The sequence below is a fragment of the Pseudomonas sp. R3.Fl genome (genome assembly GCF_023516765.1).
Taxonomy (GTDB): Bacteria; Pseudomonadota; Gammaproteobacteria; order Pseudomonadales; family Pseudomonadaceae; genus Pseudomonas; species Pseudomonas citronellolis.
Window position 1 is genome coordinate 3,838,764 of sequence record NZ_JAMGSO010000001.1, and the last position, 15,800, is coordinate 3,854,563.

General features: G+C 68.8%; 16 protein-coding genes. 11 read left to right on the forward strand and 5 right to left on the reverse strand.

The window, feature by feature from the left end; translation table 11 throughout:
• Positions 1-7 precede the first annotated feature (7 nt).
• Positions 8-697, reverse strand: a complete 690-nt coding sequence (gene phoB / locus M8R19_RS16880; protein WP_009614187.1) for a phosphate regulon transcriptional regulator PhoB — start codon at positions 695-697, stop codon at positions 8-10.
• Positions 698-943: 246 nt separating this feature from the next.
• Between phoB and M8R19_RS16885 the strand changes: the two genes are divergently transcribed.
• Positions 944-1,309 (forward strand): COG4315 family predicted lipoprotein, encoded by a 366-nt coding sequence (locus M8R19_RS16885; RefSeq protein ID WP_074983281.1) that lies wholly within the window; start codon positions 944-946, stop codon positions 1,307-1,309.
• Positions 1,310-1,513: 204 nt separating this feature from the next.
• On the opposite strand, the gene ubiA is transcribed toward M8R19_RS16885, so the two are convergent.
• The 3 genes from ubiA to glcC form a co-directional block, all read right to left on the reverse strand.
• Entirely contained in the window at positions 1,514-2,404 is an 891-nt protein-coding gene (ubiA, locus tag M8R19_RS16890; RefSeq protein ID WP_074983279.1) for a 4-hydroxybenzoate octaprenyltransferase, read from the reverse strand.
• A gap of 28 nt (positions 2,405-2,432) precedes the next feature.
• The gene (locus M8R19_RS16895) at positions 2,433-2,963 is read right to left on the reverse strand and encodes a chorismate lyase (RefSeq protein ID WP_083426820.1); all 531 of its coding nucleotides are present in this window, start codon (positions 2,961-2,963) and stop codon (positions 2,433-2,435) included.
• 112 nt (positions 2,964-3,075) lie between these two features.
• Positions 3,076-3,849, reverse strand: coding sequence for a transcriptional regulator GlcC (gene glcC / locus M8R19_RS16900; RefSeq protein WP_249918383.1), 774 nt, complete (start codon positions 3,847-3,849; stop codon positions 3,076-3,078).
• A gap of 251 nt (positions 3,850-4,100) precedes the next feature.
• On the opposite strand from glcC, the gene glcD reads away from it, so the two are divergent.
• The 10 genes from glcD to M8R19_RS16950 all read left to right on the forward strand — a co-directional run bounded on the left by glcD (position 4,101) and on the right by M8R19_RS16950 (position 13,721).
• On the forward strand, positions 4,101-5,600 hold the full coding sequence (gene glcD / locus M8R19_RS16905; protein ID WP_249918384.1) for a glycolate oxidase subunit GlcD: 1,500 nt from the start codon (positions 4,101-4,103) through the stop codon (positions 5,598-5,600).
• Complete coding sequence (gene glcE, locus M8R19_RS16910; protein ID WP_249918385.1) at positions 5,600-6,679, forward strand: glycolate oxidase subunit GlcE; 1,080 nt, start codon at positions 5,600-5,602, stop codon at positions 6,677-6,679. Before glcD ends, glcE begins: the two co-directional genes overlap by 1 nt.
• A 13-nt stretch (positions 6,680-6,692) precedes the next feature.
• The gene (gene glcF, locus M8R19_RS16915) at positions 6,693-7,919 is read left to right on the forward strand and encodes a glycolate oxidase subunit GlcF (RefSeq protein ID WP_116425199.1); all 1,227 of its coding nucleotides are present in this window, start codon (positions 6,693-6,695) and stop codon (positions 7,917-7,919) included.
• Positions 7,920-7,923: 4 nt separating this feature from the next.
• On the forward strand, positions 7,924-8,325 hold the full coding sequence (locus M8R19_RS16920; RefSeq protein ID WP_009614175.1) for a heme-binding protein: 402 nt from the start codon (positions 7,924-7,926) through the stop codon (positions 8,323-8,325).
• 30 nt (positions 8,326-8,355) lie between these two features.
• Positions 8,356-10,533: a malate synthase G gene (locus M8R19_RS16925; RefSeq protein WP_249918386.1), complete on the forward strand. Its 2,178-nt coding sequence runs from the start codon at positions 8,356-8,358 to the stop codon at positions 10,531-10,533.
• Between the two features lie 441 nt (positions 10,534-10,974).
• Complete coding sequence (locus M8R19_RS16930) at positions 10,975-11,142, forward strand: rubredoxin (RefSeq protein ID WP_009614173.1); 168 nt, start codon at positions 10,975-10,977, stop codon at positions 11,140-11,142.
• A 174-nt stretch (positions 11,143-11,316) separates the two neighbouring features.
• Positions 11,317-11,484, forward strand: a complete 168-nt coding sequence (locus tag M8R19_RS16935; protein ID WP_009614171.1) for a rubredoxin — start codon at positions 11,317-11,319, stop codon at positions 11,482-11,484.
• 71 nt (positions 11,485-11,555) lie between these two features.
• Positions 11,556-12,710, forward strand: coding sequence for an NAD(P)/FAD-dependent oxidoreductase (locus tag M8R19_RS16940; RefSeq protein WP_249918387.1), 1,155 nt, complete (start codon positions 11,556-11,558; stop codon positions 12,708-12,710).
• Between the two features lie 197 nt (positions 12,711-12,907).
• Positions 12,908-13,180, forward strand: coding sequence for an HU family DNA-binding protein (locus M8R19_RS16945; protein WP_009614168.1), 273 nt, complete (start codon positions 12,908-12,910; stop codon positions 13,178-13,180).
• 136 nt (positions 13,181-13,316) lie between these two features.
• Positions 13,317-13,721: a helicase gene (locus M8R19_RS16950; protein WP_043268101.1), complete on the forward strand. Its 405-nt coding sequence runs from the start codon at positions 13,317-13,319 to the stop codon at positions 13,719-13,721.
• Between the two features lie 626 nt (positions 13,722-14,347).
• Here the strand turns inward: M8R19_RS16950 and M8R19_RS16955 are convergent.
• Entirely contained in the window at positions 14,348-15,748 is a 1,401-nt protein-coding gene (locus tag M8R19_RS16955; RefSeq protein ID WP_249918388.1) for an aminoacyl-tRNA deacylase and HDOD domain-containing protein, read from the reverse strand.
• Positions 15,749-15,800: the final 52 nt, after the last annotated feature.

The following is a 15,800-nucleotide window of genomic DNA, read 5'->3' on the forward strand; positions in this document are numbered from 1 at the left end:
GGCGCGGTCAGCTCTTGGTGGAGAAACGATAGCCGGTTCCGCGGACCGTCTGCACCAGGTTCTCGTAGACCTCGCCCAGGGCCTTGCGCAGGCGGCGGATGTGCACGTCGACGGTGCGCTCCTCCACGTAGACGTTGCCGCCCCACACCTGGTCCAGCAACTGGCCGCGGGTGTAGGCGCGCTCCTGGTGGGTCATGAAGAACTGCAGCAGGCGGTACTCGGTGGGGCCCATCTCGGCCGGCTTGCCGTCGATGGTGACGCGGTGGCTGATGGGGTCGAGCAGCAGGCCGCCGACCTCGATCGGCGTCTCGCTGTCGCCGGCGCCGGTGCGGCGCAGCACGGCCTTGAGCCGGGCCACCAACTCGCGCGGCGAGAAGGGCTTGGTGATGTAGTCGTCGGCGCCGACCTCAAGACCCTGGATCTTGTTGTCCTCCTCGCCCTTGGCGGTGAGCATGATGATCGGGATGCCCTGGGTCATCTCGTCGCGCTTCAGGCGCCGCGCCAGCTCGATGCCGGAAGTGCCCGGCAGCATCCAGTCGAGCAGGATCAGGTCCGGCTTGCGGTCGACGATGGTGGCGTGGGCCTGCTGGGCGTTTTCCGCCTCCAGGCATTCGTAGCCGGCCATCTCCAGGGCCACGGCGATCATCTCGCGGATCGGCGCTTCGTCGTCAACGATGAGGATTGTCTTGCCAACCATGGTCTTGCCTCGGGAATTCTGTACTGCGCCGCATTAGATAACGGAATTATTACAGCGATGTGACGCGGGCATGTTAGCCGAGGCAGGCGCCCGGCGGGGAACGGGGCGCTCTACTATGCTGTCGTGACCGCCCTGTTCCGGGCGGCCCCATGCGCGCCACCGGGGCCGTTGTGACGGCCTGCCCGACCTGCCGCCGTTCCCGCCGCGCCTTCCTTGCGAGTCCTACCTCAGAAGAGGAGATTCACGATGAACTGCAAACACCTGGCGCTGGCCCTGGGCCTGGCGCTGCCGGCCCTGGCCGCGCAGGCGGCGGAACCGGCGATGACCAAGGACGGCATGCTGGTCGATGCCAAGGGCATGACGCTGTACACCTTCGACAAGGACAGCGGCGGCAAGTCGGTGTGCAACGACAAGTGCGCGCAGAACTGGCCGCCCCTGGCCGCCGAGACCGGCGCCATGGCCAGCGGCGACTGGAGCGTGATCACCCGCGACGACGGCACCCAGCAGTGGGCCTACAAGGGCAAGCCGCTGTACACCTTCGTCCAGGACAAGGCCGCGGGCGAAGTGAAGGGCGACGGCAAGATGAACGCCTGGCACATCGCCAAACCATAACCGCACACCCTGGTCGGGCCGGCGTAGGGCGTATAACCGTTCGCGGTTATACGCCGCTACACCGTTATTCCCGGCAACGCCTTGGCCGAGCCCGGGAGAAGGCAAGAGCGAACCCGGGCTTGCCATCGAGCGAGCCGATGGCGAAGGTCAAACGGCGTATAACCGCGAACGGTTATACGCCCTACATCCTACGGGGATGGCTTCTCAGCGCAGCGCGTAATCCACCACGGTGCCGACGAAGATCGCCAGGCCCGCCCAGTGGTTGTGCAGGAAGGCCTTGAAGCAGGCCTGCGGGTCGCGGTCGCGGGTGGAGTGGAATTCCCAGGCGAAGCAGCCGGCGGCCACCACCAGGCCGGCGTAGAACCACAGGCCCATGTGCAGCTTGCCGGCGGCCAGCACCAGCAGCAGGAGCATCAGGCCCTGCAGCGTCAGGTTGATCACCCGGTCGGCGTCGCCGAAGAGGATGGCAGTGGATTTCACCCCGATCTTCAGGTCGTCCTCGCGGTCGGTCATGGCGTAGTAGGTGTCGTAGGCCACCGTCCACAGCACGTTGGCGAAGAACAGCAGCCAGGCCGCGGCCGGCAGCGTGCCGCTGGCGGCGGTGAAGGCCATGGGGATGCCCCAGGAGAAGGCCGCGCCCAGCACCACCTGCGGGTAGTAGGTGTAGCGCTTCATGAAGGGGTAGAGCGCGGCGATGGCGGCGCCGCCGAAGGACAGCCAGATGGTCTGCTCGTTGGTGCACAGCACCAGCACGAAGCTGCTGGCCAGCAGGGCGAAGAAGGCGATCCAGGCCTCGCTCACGCTGATCTTGCCGGTGGCCAGGGGACGGGCCTTGGTGCGCGCCACGTGGCCGTCGAAGTCGCGGTCGGCGAAGTCGTTGATCACGCAGCCGGCGGCGCGCATCAGCACGGTGCCGAGGACGAAGATCACCAGGTTCTTCAGGCTGGGCAGGCCGCCGCTGGCCATCCACAGCGCCCACAGCGTCGGCCACAGCAGCAGGTAGATGCCGATGGGCTTGTCCATGCGCGTCAGCTGGATGAAGTCCCAGGCGCGGGGGTGCAGGCGGGCGAGGGGTTTGATCAGGGCGGCGAACATGGCGGGCTCCGGCGGTCGACCGGAGGGATTATACGGCCTCGACTCCGGCTGCGCGCCACAGGCGCGGCAGGAACACCTCGGCCACCAGCACGCCCAGGCGGTCGCGGCGGAAGCACGAGCGGCGGCCCCAGAGCAGCGCGCGGCGCACCTCCAGGGGCAGGAAGGGCGCGGGGTACAGGCACACCTCGATGACGTCGCGGCGGAAGGCGCTGTCGCTGAACAGCAGCTCGCCCAGGGAACGGCTGCCGAGCTGCGCCAGGTCGAAGCCCGAGGCCTCCAGGGCCGAGCGGGCCGCCACGCTGCGGGCGAAGACCCACGGCTGGCCGTGGCCGCGCAGGTAGACCTCGCGCACCCAGCCCTGGCTGTGGCTGGGCACGCCCAGCGCCTTGCATTCGTCGTCGCGCAGCACCTGCCAGCCCTCCAGCAGCGGCTCGACGCTGAAGGCGCCTTCGGCGAGGGCGGTGAGGCGGCGGGTCAGGGAGCCCTGGTCGAACAGCCAGTCGTGTACGGCGGGCTCGACGTTGGCCGGCAACTGGTCTTCGTTGAGCCAGTTCGGCAGAGGTACGGAAAGGTCGGACACGGGAATTCAACGCTGACGTAGGACCGCCGCAGGGTACCACGGAACGCCGATCGTTAGCCTGCGACCTATCGCCCCGAGCCCCGCCCGCGGCTCATTCCCAGCCCTGCAGGCGCATGGTGGCGCGGACCAGGCGCTGCTCCTCCTGCTCGATCTCGCGCAGGTTGTCGCGGATGCTGTGGATATGTTCGCGGGCGGCGCGCTGGGCCTGGTCCGGCAGGCGCTCGACGATGGCGTTGTACAGGCGCGTGTGCTGGCGGTCGATCTGCCGCTTCTGCACCGGCCGGTGGTAGAGGTTGTTCACCGAGGCGAACACGGTGCTGAGCATCAGTTCGCTGAGCGACTGCAGGGTGTGCACCAGCACCGGGTTGTGCGAGGCCTCGCTGATGGCGCGGTGGAAGGCGTGGTCGCGGCGGGCGTGTTCGCGCGGGTCCAGCGGCGGCGTCTCGCTCTGCGCCAGGAGCATTTCCTCGTAGCGGCGCTTGAGCAGGATCAGGTCGGCATCGGTGGCGCGCAGCGCGGCCAGGCGCGCGGATTCGCCTTCCAGCAGGGCGCGTACCTCCAGCAGGTCGTAGAGGGTGCGCGGCTGCGAGGCGAACAGGTGCATCAGCGGCGTGGCGTCGTTGGCCCGGCTGAGGTCGGCGACGAAGGAGCCGCGGCCTTGCTCGGTGTCGATGATGCCGCGCCCGCGGAGGATGCGCAGGCCCTCGCGCAGCGCCGAGCGCGAGCAGCCGAGCTTGTCCACCAGGCGCCGCTCCGAGGGCAGCGCCTGGCCGACCTTGAGCACGCCGTCGACGATCAGCCGCTCGATGCGCTCGGCCACCTGGTCGGCCACCCGGGCGCGGGTGGCCGTGCTTTCGCCTTCCATTCGTCCTCCAACTGGTCCTACCAGTTCGAATGTCTGGCGCCACTGTAGAACACTCGGAGCGCTTTGATAAGGCCGCCGAGCGGCATCTTGGCCGAAAGTCTAGGGACTAAACTGGTAGGACCAGTACTGCGGCAACTGGACGCAGCCCCGCCCGGCGGTCCAGTCTGCGCCGACCTGAGACCCGTCAGTCCAGCAGCCGCCCGGCCCGCCGGGCGGCGCCACCCATAAGAAAAACCACCGTGTGAGACCCGATGAACATCCTCTACGATGAGCGCCTCGACGGCGCACTGCCGAAGGTGGACAAGGCCGCGCTGCTCGCCGAACTGCGCGCCGCGCTGCCGGACCTGGAGATCCTCCACGAGGCCGAGGACCTGCGCCCCTACGAGTGCGACGGCCTCTCCGCCTACCGCAGCACGCCGATGCTGGTGGTGCTGCCCGAACACGTCGAGCAGGTGCAGAGCCTGCTGCGCCTGTGCCACCGCATGCAGGTGCCAGTGGTCGCCCGCGGCGCCGGCACCGGGTTGTCCGGCGGCGCGCTGCCGCTGGAGCAGGGCGTGCTGCTGGTGATGGCGCGCTTCAAGCGCATCCTCGAAGTGAACCCCGAAGGCCGCTACGCCCGGGTGCAGCCCGGCGTGCGCAACCTGGCCATCTCCCTGGCCGCCGCGCCCCACGGCCTGTACTACGCGCCGGACCCGTCCTCGCAGATCGCCTGTTCCATCGGCGGCAACGTCGCCGAGAACGCCGGCGGCGTGCACTGCCTGAAGTACGGGCTGACCGTGCACAACCTGCTCAAGGTGGAAATCATCACCGTCGACGGCGAGCGCCTGACCCTGGGCTCCGACGCACTCGACAGCCCCGGCTTCGACCTGCTGGCGCTGTTCACCGGCTCCGAAGGCATGCTCGGCGTGGTGGTCGAGGTGACCGTCAAGCTGCTGCCCAAGCCGCAGGTGGCCAAGGTGCTGATGGCCAGCTTCGACGACGTCGAGAAGGCCGGCCGCGCGGTGGGCGACATCATCGCCGAGGGCATCATTCCCGGCGGCCTGGAGATGATGGACAACCTGTCGATCCGCGCCGCCGAGGACTTCATCCACGCCGGCTATCCGGTGGACGCCGCGGCCATCCTGCTGTGCGAGCTGGACGGCGTGGAGTCCGACGTGCACGAGGACTGCGAGCGCGTCGACGCCGTGCTGCGCAAGGCCGGCGCCACCGACGTGCGCCTGGCCCGCGATGAGGAGGAGCGCGCCAAGTTCTGGGCCGGGCGCAAGAACGCCTTCCCGGCGGTGGGGCGCATCTCCCCGGACTACTACTGCATGGACGGCACTATCCCGCGCCGCGAGCTGCCGCGGGTGCTCAACGGCATCACCGAGCTGTCCGAGGAGTACGGCCTGCGGGTGGCCAACGTGTTCCACGCCGGCGACGGCAACATGCACCCGCTGATCCTCTTCGATGCCAACGTCCCCGGCGAACTGGAACGCGCCGAGGCCCTCGGCGGGAAGATCCTCGAACTCTGCGTGGCGGTGGGCGGCAGCATCACCGGCGAGCACGGCGTGGGCCGCGAGAAGATCAACCAAATGTGCGCCCAGTTCAACAGCGACGAGCTGACGCTGTTCCACGCGGTGAAGGCCGCCTTCGACCCGCAGGGCCTGCTCAACCCGGGCAAGAACATCCCGACCCTGCACCGCTGCGCCGAATTCGGCGCCATGCACATCCACCACGGCCAACTGCCGTTCCCGGAACTGGAGCGCTTCTGATGGACAAACAGCACTTCGATCCCCTGGCCGGCCACGACCGCAGCGCCGAGCTGCTCGAACAGGTGCGCCAGGCCCTGGCGGAAAAGACCGCACTGGCCATCCGCGGCGGCTCCAGCAAGGCCTTCCTCGGCCGCTGGGTGGAGGCCCGCCCGCTGGACGTGGCCGGGCACACCGGCATCGTCTCCTACGACCCCACCGAACTGGTGATCACCGCCCGCGCCGGCACCCCGCTGCGCGAGCTGAACGCCGCGCTGGACAGCGCCGGGCAGATGCTCGCCTGCGAGGCGCCCTGTTTCACCGAGAGCGCCACGGTCGGCGGCATGCTCGCCGCCGGTCTGTCCGGCCCGCGCCGGCCCTGGGCTGGCGCGGTGCGCGACTTCGTCCTCGGCACCCGGCTGATCAGCGGCCTGGGCACCCACCTGCGTTTCGGCGGCGAAGTGATGAAGAACGTCGCCGGCTACGACCTGTCGCGCCTGCTGGCCGGCAGCTTCGGTTGCCTGGGCGTCATCACCGAGGCCTCGTTCAAGGTCCTGCCCAAGCCGCGCTGCCGCATCAGCCTGCGCCAGGCAATCCCCCTGGAGCGCGCCCTGCTGCGCCTCGGCGAATGGGGCCAGCAGCCGCTGCCGCTGAGCGCCGCTGCCCACGACGGCGAGCACCTGTACCTGCGCTTCGAAGGCAACGAAGGTTCGGTGCGCGCCGCCTGCGACCGTATCGGCGGCGACGCCCTGGACGACGCCTGGTGGGACGACCTGCGCGAACAGCGCCTGGACTTCTTCCGCGACCCGCGGCCGCTCTGGCGCCTGTCGCTGCCGGCACTCAGCGCGCCGCTGGCGCTGCCCGGCGAGCAGCTGCTGGACTGGGGCGGCGCGCAGCGCTGGCTGAAGTCCGAGGCCAGCGCCACGGAAATCCGCCAGGCCGTGAGCGCCGTCGGCGGCCACGCCAGCTGCTTCACCCCGGGCCACGTCGACGAGCCGCTGCACCCGCTGCCGGCGCCCCTGCTCAAGCTGCACCGCTCGCTGAAGCGCCAGCTCGACCCGCAGGGCATCTTCAACCCCGGGCGCATGTACGCCGACTTCTGACGCGGATAGACCTATGCAGACCAACCTGAGCGAAGCGGCCAAACGCCTGGCCCACGCCGAGGAAGCCGAACGCATCCTGCGCAGTTGCGTGCACTGCGGCTTCTGCAACGCCACCTGCCCGACCTACCAGGAGCTGGGCGACGAGCTGGACGGCCCGCGCGGGCGCATCTACCTGATCAAACAGTTCCTCGAACAGGACCAGGTCAGCGAGAAAACCCAGGAACACCTGGACCGCTGCCTGACCTGCCGCAACTGCGAAACCACCTGCCCCTCCGGCGTGGAGTACCACAAGCTGCTGGACATCGGCCGCGCCGCCATCGAAGTGCGCGTGCCGCGCTCGCTGGGCGAGCGCCTGCTGCGCGGCGGCCTGCGCGCCATAGTGCCGCGCCCGGCGCTGTTCAAGGCGCTGGTGAACACCGGCGAGGCGCTGCGGCCGATCCTTCCCGTGGCCCTGCGCAGCCACCTGCCGCGGGCCATCGCCCCGGCCGGCGTGCGCCCGGCGGAGCGCCACAAGCGCCGCGTGCTGATGCTCGAAGGCTGCGTGCAGCCGGCGCTGTCGCCCAACACCAATTCGGCCACCGCGCGGGTGCTGGACCGCCTCGGCATCAGCATCACCTCGGCGGCCCAGGCCGGCTGCTGCGGCGCCGTGGACTACCACCTCAACGCCCAGGGCACCGGCCTCGACCGCGCCCGGCGCAACATCGACGCCTGGTGGCCGGCCATCGAGAACGGCGCCGAGGCCATCGTGCAGACCGCCAGCGGCTGCGGCGCCTTCGTCAAGGAATACGGCTACCTGCTGCGCGACGACCCGCAGTACGCGGCCAAGGCCAGGCGCGTCAGCGAGCTGGCCAAGGACCTGGTGGAAGTGATCCGCGCCGAACCGCTGGAAAGCCTCGGCCTGAACTGCGACCAGACCCTCGCCTTCCACTGCCCCTGCACCCTGCAGCACGCGCAGAAGCTCGGCGGCGCCGTCGAGGCGGTGCTCAAGCGCCTGGGCTTCAACCTCACCGCGGTACCGGACAGCCACCTCTGCTGCGGCTCGGCCGGCACCTATTCACTGACCCAGCCGGAGCTCTCGCACAAGCTGCGCGACAACAAGCTGGACGCCCTGGAAAGCGGTCGGCCCGACCTGATCGCTACCGCCAACATCGGCTGCCAGACCCACCTCGACGGCGCCGGACGCACCCCCGTCCGGCACTGGATCGAACTGGTCGACCACGCCCTCAGCACCGGAAACTGACGCCATGCAAAGCAAAGCCGTACTCACCCAGCAGGAAGTCACCCGCATCCTCGCCGCCGCCCGCGCCGAGGCCCAGGCCAACCAATGGGCGGTGGCCATAGTGGTAGTGGACGACGGCGGCCACCCGCTGGCCCTGGAGCGCCTCGACGGCTGCGCGCCGGTCGGCGCCTACATCGCCACCGAGAAGGCCCGCAGCGCCGCCCTGGGCCGCCGCGAAACGCGCCTGTACGAGGAAATGATCAACAACGGCCGCACCGCCTTCCTCTCCGCACCGGTGCTGCAAGGCACCCTGGAAGGCGGCGTGCCGGTCATCCATGACGGCCAGGTGATCGGCGCGGTGGGCGTCTCCGGCGTGCAGGCCGCGCAGGATGCCCAGGTGGCCAAGGCCGGCGTGGCCGCGCTCTAAGCACTCGACGAAACACAGGAGAACCTTGCGATGACCCAACGAATCACCCGTCAGCGCCTGCAGGTCGCCGACGTGCTGCAACGCTTCATCGAGGAAGAAGCCCTGCCGGGCACCGGCGTGCAGGCCGAGGCCTTCTGGAAGGGCTTCGACGCCCTGGTCCACGAGCTGGCGCCGAAGAACCGCGGGCTGCTCGCCGAGCGCGACCGCCTGCAGACCGAGCTGGACACCTGGCACCGCGCCCACCCGGGCCCGATCCAGGACATGCCGGCCTACCGCGCCTTCCTCGAATCCATCGGCTACCTGCTGCCGGCGCCTGCCTCGGTGCAGGCCACGACCGCCAACGTCGACAGCGAGATCACCCAGCAGGCCGGCCCGCAGTTGGTGGTGCCGGTGATGAACGCCCGCTACGCGCTGAACGCCGCCAACGCCCGCTGGGGCTCGCTGTACGACGCGCTCTACGGCACCGACGCCATCAGCGAGGACGACGGCGCCGAGAAGGGCAAGGGCTACAACCCGCGCCGCGGCGAGAAGGTCATCGCCTTCGCCCGCGCCTTCCTCGACCAGGCCGCGCCGCTGGCCCAGGGCAGCCACGCCGACGCCAGCGCCTACCGCATCGAGCAGGGCCAGCTGCGCGTGACCCTGGAGGACGACAGCGTCACCGGCCTGGCCGAGCCGGCGAAATTCGTCGGCTACCAGGGTGAGCTGCTGTCGCCCAAGGCCGTGCTGCTGAAGAACAACGGCCTGCACTTCGAGATCCAGATCGACCCCACCAGCCCCATCGGCCAGACCGACGCCGCCGGGGTGAAGGACGTGCTGGTCGAGGCCGCGCTGAGCACCATCCTCGACTGCGAGGATTCGGTAGCTGCGGTGGATGCCGAGGACAAGACCCTGGTCTACCGCAACCTGCTCGGCCTGATGAAGGGCGACCTCAGCGAAGCGGTGGAGAAGGGTGGCCAGAGCTTCGTTCGGCGCATGAGCGCGGACCGCCAGTACACCGCCGCCGACGGCTCCAGCCTGACCCTGCACGGCCGCTCGCTGCTGTTCATCCGCAACGTCGGCCACCTGATGACCACCCCGGCGATCCTCGACGAGAGCGGCGCGGAAATCCCCGAAGGGATCATGGACGCGGTGCTCACCGGCCTGGTGGCGATCCACGACCTGCAACGCAAGGGCAACTCGCGCACCGGCAGCGTCTACATCGTCAAGCCGAAGATGCACGGCCCCGCCGAAGTGGCCTTCGCCGACGAACTGTTCGGCCGCGTCGAGGAAGTCCTCGGCCTGCCGCGCCATACCCTGAAGATGGGCATCATGGACGAGGAGCGGCGCACCAGCGTCAACCTCCAGGCCTGCATCGGCGCCGCCGCGGCGCGGGTGGTGTTCATCAACACCGGCTTCCTCGACCGCACCGGCGACGAAATGCACAGCGCGATGGAGGCCGGCCCGATGCTGCGCAAGGGCGACATGAAGGGCACGAAGTGGATCGCCGCCTACGAGCGCAACAACGTGCTGGTCGGCCTGGCCTGCGGCCTGCGCGGCCGGGCGCAGATCGGCAAGGGCATGTGGGCCATGCCGGACCTGATGGCGGCCATGCTGGAACAGAAGATCGGCCACCCGAAATCCGGCGCCACCACCGCCTGGGTGCCGTCGCCCACCGCCGCCACCCTGCACGCGCTGCACTACCACCAGGTGGACGTGCAGGCGGTACAGGGCGAGCTGCAGAAGGTCGACCTGGCCAGCGTGCGCGACGAACTGCTCGACGACCTGCTGACAATTCCAGTGGCCGCGTCCGCCGACTGGAGCGCCGAAGCGCGCCAGGAAGAGCTGGACAACAACTGCCAGGGCATCCTCGGCTACGTGGTGCGCTGGGTCGAACAGGGCGTCGGCTGCTCCAAGGTGCCGGACATCCATGACGTCGGCCTGATGGAGGACCGCGCAACGCTGCGCATCTCCAGCCAGCACATCGCCAACTGGCTGCACCACGGCGTGGTCGGCGAGGCCCAGGTGCGCGAGACCCTGGAGCGCATGGCCAAGGTGGTCGACCAGCAGAACGCGGGTGATCCGGCCTACCGCCCGATGGCTGCGGACTACCAGGGTTCGGCGGCCTTCCAGGCGGCCAGTGACCTGGTGTTCAAGGGGCGCGAGCAGCCCAGTGGCTATACCGAGCCGCTGCTGCATGCCTGGCGCTTGCGGTACAAGGCGCAGCACTGAGTTCGCCTCTGTAGGAGCGAGCTTGCTCGCGAACGGTGCTCACCTGAGGCTTCGGTGTCCTGCTGTGACTCCGCTCCCTCTCCCTAACCCTCTCCCTGAAGGGAGAGGGGACCGTTCGGAGTGCGCTGATGTTTCGGTGTTAGCCGGCTTGTACCGGGTACCCGGCTAATACCAAATCCTTTCTCGGCACGGACAAGCCCCCTCTCCCTTCAGGGAGAGGGCTGGGGAGAGGGGCTCTTCAGGACGCGCACCGATCCCCGCCGGCAAAACTCCGTTCGCGAGCAAGCTCGCTCCTACGAAAAGCCAACCCCCCCACCCACGCACCACCCACCTTTGGTTGGCCCCCAACGCCCGCCCAACCGCCCGATGGCGTCTTGGCGCACGCCGGGAATTGCGTTAGCGTGCGGCCGCAACCGTGGTAACCCGCCCGAGGGGTAGACAATGAAAAAGTGGCAATGCGTAGTCTGCGGACTCATCTATGACGAATCCCAAGGCTGGCCGGAAGAAGGCATCGCAGCGGGCACCCGCTGGGAAGACGTGCCCGAGGACTGGCTGTGCCCGGACTGCGGCGTCGGCAAGCTGGACTTCGAGATGATCGAAATCGGCTGAGCCGTCCCGGCATCCCTGCGAGCGGCGGCCGATGGCCGCCGTTTTCGTGTCCGGCCCCGTGCTTGAGCGCTTCGCGCGCTTGGCCGGGCTGCCGCCGGGCGCCGGCAACCCTGCCCTTGGCGGGGGGCGGAAAAGTGCGCTAGGTTGCCCTGGCAACCCGCAGGAGGTTCGACGATGCGCAAGTGGCAATGCGTGGTCTGTGGCTTCATCTACGACGAGGCCCTCGGCCTGCCCGAGGAGGGCATCGCCCCCGGTACCCGCTGGGAAGACATTCCCGCCGACTGGGTCTGCCCCGACTGCGGCGTGGGCAAGATCGACTTCGAAATGATCGAAATCGCCTGACAGGCCCCGCGAAACCCTGAATTCCACCGAGCCGGCCAAGCCGCTCGGTCCCGTTCGATGTGGAGAATCCAATGAGCGAGAACGCACCGCTGGTGATCATCGGCACCGGCCTGGCCGGCTACAACCTGGCGCGCGAATGGCGCAAGCTGGACGCGGAAAGCCCGCTGCTGCTGATCACCGCCGACGACGGCCGCTCCTATTCCAAGCCGATGCTCTCCACCGGCTTCTCCAAGGACAAGGACGCCGACGGCCTGGCCATGGCCGAGCCGGGCGCCATGGCCGAGCAACTGAAGGCGCGCATCCTCACCCACACCCGCGTTACCGGCATCGACCCGGGGCACAAGCGCATCTGGATCGGCGAGGAGCAGGTCGAGTACCGCGACCTGGTGCTGGCCTGGGGCGCCGAGACGATCCGCGTGCCGGTGCAGGGCGACGCCCTGGACGCCATCTTCCCGATCAACGACCTGGAGGACTACGCGCGCTTCCGCGCCGCCGCCGCCGGCAAGCGCCGCGTGCTACTGCTGGGCGCCGGCCTGATCGGCTGCGAGTTCGCCAACGACCTGTCCGCCGGCGGCTACCAGATCGACGTGGTCGCTCCCTGCGAGCAGGTCATGCCCGGCCTGCTGCACCCCGCCGCCGCGGCGGCCGTGCAGGCCGGCCTGGAAGGCCTGGGCGTGCGCTTCCACCTGGGCCCGGTGCTCAACCGCCTGGAGCGCGCCGGCGAGAGCCTGGAAGCGCACCTGTCGGATGGCCAGGTGATCCCCTGCGACCTGGTGGTCTCGGCCGTCGGCCTGCGCCCGCGCATCGACCTGGCCACCGAGTCGGGCCTGGAGGTCAACCGCGGCGTGGTGGTGAACCGCGAGCTGCGCACCTCCCACGCCAACATCTACGCCCTGGGCGATTGCGCCGAGGTCGACGGCCTCAACCTGCTCTACGTGATGCCGCTGATGAGCTGCGCCCGCGCCCTGGCCCAGACACTGGCGGGCAAGCCGACAGCGGTGTCCTACGGCCCCATGCCGGTCACGGTGAAGACTCCGGTGTGCCCGCTGGTGGTCTCGCCGCCGCCCCGCGGCAGCGATGGCCAATGGCTCGTGGAAGGCTCTGGCGCGGACCTCAAGGTGCTGTGCCGGGATACCGCCGGTCGCTTGCTCGGCTACGCCCTGACCGGCGCGGCGGTCAGTGAAAAACTCTCGCTGAACAAGGAGTTGCCGGCACTTCTGGCCTGAAAGGCATCCTTTATGGCGTTTTCGTCGTGGGAATGTATCCGCAAATTGTCAGACGATACTGGCGTACCAGCCTGCGGCGTGCCATCCTCCCCCCGTCTGCCGCAGCCTAGAGCCTGTAGGGCCTGGGCCGCGGTGCCTTAGGCGCTGTTGGGAAGACAGCACGGACACAAAAACAACAAACCGTCAAAGAGGCATCTATGCGTAAACCAGAACTCGCCGCCGCGATCGCCGAGAAGGCCGACCTCACCAAAGAACAAGCCAACAAGGTGCTGAACGCGCTGCTGGATGAGATCACCGGCGCGCTGAACCGCAAAGACAGTGTCACCCTCGTTGGTTTCGGCACCTTCATCCAGCGCCACCGTGGCGCCCGCACCGGCAAGAACCCGCAGACCGGCCAGCCGGTGAAGATCAAGGCCAGCAACACCGTTGCCTTCAAGCCGGGCAAGGCCCTGAAGGACGCCGTCAACTAAGGCTGTTCCCAGCCCCGGAGCCAGAGCGGCTCCGGGCTACCCCCGCAGTTACATTTCCCTTCGAAAGTACGGATGTAGTCCTTTCGGCGAATCGCTACAATGCGCAGTCATTTGTCCCGAACGCCGAGGTCTGTGCATGAAATTCCGTCTTCTGTTGTGGTTCCTCGGCCGTATGATGGCCAAGTCCTCGCGCGATAACCCGGCCTTCCGCCAGCAGCTCGAAGGCAAGGACCTGGTGTTCCAGCTGCACAGCCTGGACGGCAAGGTCGCCCGCCACTACATCGTCCGCGACCAACGCGTCAGCGCCCGCCGCGGCGTGCACCCGCAGCCGGCCTTCGCCATCGGCTTCCGCGACAGCGCCTACGGCTTCGCCACCCTGACCTCGAAGAACCCGCAACTGGCCTTCATGCAGGGCATCCAGAACAAGGACATCCAGATCCAGGGCAACCCGGCGCTGGTGATCTGGTTCCAGGGCCTGGTGAAGTACCTCAAGCCGAAGAAGAAGGCCGCGGCCAAGGCGGTGGAGAAGGAAGCGGCCTGAGGCGGCCCTTGTCCCGCGAGGCACGGCATTCCCCCTGTAGGAGCGGACCTTGTCCGCGATAGCCGGACATATCGGCGCGACTCGCGGATGAGATCCGCTCCTACGCTGCGCCACCCACGCCATTCCCCCGTAGGAGCGGGCCCTGCCCGCGATTTCGCGCGCAGGGCGCGCTCCTACAGTTCGCTGGGATGCACGGCATTCCCCCTGTAGGAGCGGACCTTGTCCGCGATAGCCGGACATATCGGCGCGATTCGCGGATGAGATCCGCTCCTACGCTGCGCCACCCACATCGTCCCCATATAGGAACGCGCCCTGCGCGCGAAATCGCGGGCGGAGTCATCTAAGACGGGGAGTGTGTGGTCTTGTAGGAGCGAGCTTGCTCGCGAACGGATTCCGCAGCGGGGTTTATTCGCGAGCAAGCTCGCTCCTACTCCTACGGTTCACCGCGAGGCGCGGCATTCCCCCTGTAGGAGCGGACCTTGTCCGCGATAGCCGGACATATCGGCGCGATTCGTGGATGAGATCCGCTCCTACGCTGCGCCACCCGCGGCATTCTCCTGTAGGAGTGGGCCCTGCCCGCGATTTCGCGCGCAGGGCGCGCTCCTACAGGTCTGTCCGCAGCCAGATCAGTGCGGGCTGTTCATCTGCGAAGCCAGCTCGCGCAGCACGGCCTCGGCGTCCAGCACCTTGTGCACCGCGTCTTCGGCCCTTTCCCGGGGGATGTCCAGGCGGTCGAGCAGGGCTTGCGGCACGCCCTGTTGCGGGCCGCTGCCGATGCCGTTCTGGCGCAGCAGGCGGGTGGCCAGGCACACCAGGTTGGCGTAGGCAGCGTTGGGGCCGGCGTAGTCCGGGTCGTGCTGGAAGCGCAGCGCGGTGTAGATCTCTTCCGGCATGTCCCAGGCGCGCATCAGCCAGGCGCCGATCTGCTCGCGGGTGATGCCCAGCAGGTGCTGCTCGATGAGGTTGTGCGGCACGTGCGGGTTGACCTCCAGGTGGCGGCAGATCAGCGAGAAGTGCGGCGGGAAGATGTGCGCCAGGACCAGGTAGCCGATGCTGTGCAGCAGCCCGCCGAGGTAGGTCAGGCCGGCTTCCGGACGCTCGGCGCGGGGCACGGCGCGGGTCAGGCCCTCGATCACCGCGGCGGTGTAGATCGCCTGCTGCCAGTAGGGCGTGGCGTGCTGCGGCTGGTCCTTGGGCAGGCTCAAGGTCTTGCCCAGGGCCAGGCCGAGGGCCAGGTTGATCACCAGGTCGAAGCCCAGCACGCGGACGATGGCGTCTTCCACCGAGCGGATCTTGCCGGGCGCGGCGTAGTAGGGCGAGGCGGCCCAGCTGACCACCTGGGCGGCCAGCGCCGGGTCGGTCTCGACCACGCCGGTGATGTCGTCCACGGTGGCGTTGGGGTCCACCCGCAGCTTGATGATCTTCTGCGCGGTCTTGGGCAGCGGCGGAATCTCGATGGTCTCTTCCAGGCGTTGCTGGATGCGCCGCGCGGTGAAGGCCTGCACCGCCTGGGTGATCTCGGCGCGGTCGTCGTTGGGGCGGTCGAGGTTCGGCCGGATCTGCTCCAGGGGCACGCCGAAGCGCGCCGCGCTGGCCTTCTCCAGCACCTGGCGGAAGTCGCCGGTAGCGATCTCCAGCAGGGTGCCGGGGTTGCCGGATTCGATCAGCAGCTGCGGCTCCTGCAGCAGGCGCTCGTCGTACAGGCAGGGCGAGCTGGTCAGCGGCGGCAGCGCCGGCAGGCGGCTGAGCTGGTGCTTGCCGAGCATGCGCTCCAGGCGCTCCGGCTTGATCGCCAGCAGCTTGCGCCCGGTCAGCTCGGTCAGGCGGTTGAGGTCCAGCAGCTGGTTCTGCGGGAAGAGCACCAGCAGGGTGCCCACCGAGTCTTCCAGCAGGCTCGCCTGCACGCGGCGGGCGCTGGGCAGTTGGTCGTCGTCGGGCAGTTCGCGGCAGGGCACGCCGAGGCGGCCGAGCAGCTGGAGAATGACCGACGGGGCGGGGAGGGCTTCGGCGAGTGCGGCTTCGCTCATGGGCTTTGTGATCCGGTTAGCAACTGCAGCCGGGAGTATACCCAGCGGCTAT

Bases quoted from the DNA above. Each gene is read 5' to 3' on its own strand.
- M8R19_RS16885 (WP_074983281.1), top strand. From the start codon at position 944: ATGAACTGCAAACACCTGGCGCTGGCCCTGGGCCTGGCGCTGCCGGCC.
- M8R19_RS16945 (WP_009614168.1), top strand. From the start codon at position 12,908: ATGCGTAAACCAGAACTCGCCGCCGCGATCGCCGAGAAGGCCGACCTC.
- ubiA (WP_074983279.1), bottom strand. From the start codon at position 2,404: ATGTTCGCCGCCCTGATCAAACCCCTCGCCCGCCTGCACCCCCGCGCC.
- M8R19_RS16955 (WP_249918388.1), bottom strand. From the start codon at position 15,748: ATGAGCGAAGCCGCACTCGCCGAAGCCCTCCCCGCCCCGTCGGTCATT.
- glcC (WP_249918383.1), bottom strand. From the start codon at position 3,849: ATGGAAGGCGAAAGCACGGCCACCCGCGCCCGGGTGGCCGACCAGGTG.
- glcE (WP_249918385.1), top strand. From the start codon at position 5,600: ATGGACAAACAGCACTTCGATCCCCTGGCCGGCCACGACCGCAGCGCC.
- M8R19_RS16950 (WP_043268101.1), top strand. From the start codon at position 13,317: ATGAAATTCCGTCTTCTGTTGTGGTTCCTCGGCCGTATGATGGCCAAG.
- M8R19_RS16930 (WP_009614173.1), top strand. From the start codon at position 10,975: ATGAAAAAGTGGCAATGCGTAGTCTGCGGACTCATCTATGACGAATCC.
- M8R19_RS16920 (WP_009614175.1), top strand. From the start codon at position 7,924: ATGCAAAGCAAAGCCGTACTCACCCAGCAGGAAGTCACCCGCATCCTC.
- phoB (WP_009614187.1), bottom strand. From the start codon at position 697: ATGGTTGGCAAGACAATCCTCATCGTTGACGACGAAGCGCCGATCCGC.
- M8R19_RS16940 (WP_249918387.1), top strand. From the start codon at position 11,556: ATGAGCGAGAACGCACCGCTGGTGATCATCGGCACCGGCCTGGCCGGC.
- M8R19_RS16925 (WP_249918386.1), top strand. From the start codon at position 8,356: ATGACCCAACGAATCACCCGTCAGCGCCTGCAGGTCGCCGACGTGCTG.
- glcF (WP_116425199.1), top strand. From the start codon at position 6,693: ATGCAGACCAACCTGAGCGAAGCGGCCAAACGCCTGGCCCACGCCGAG.
- glcD (WP_249918384.1), top strand. From the start codon at position 4,101: ATGAACATCCTCTACGATGAGCGCCTCGACGGCGCACTGCCGAAGGTG.
- M8R19_RS16935 (WP_009614171.1), top strand. From the start codon at position 11,317: ATGCGCAAGTGGCAATGCGTGGTCTGTGGCTTCATCTACGACGAGGCC.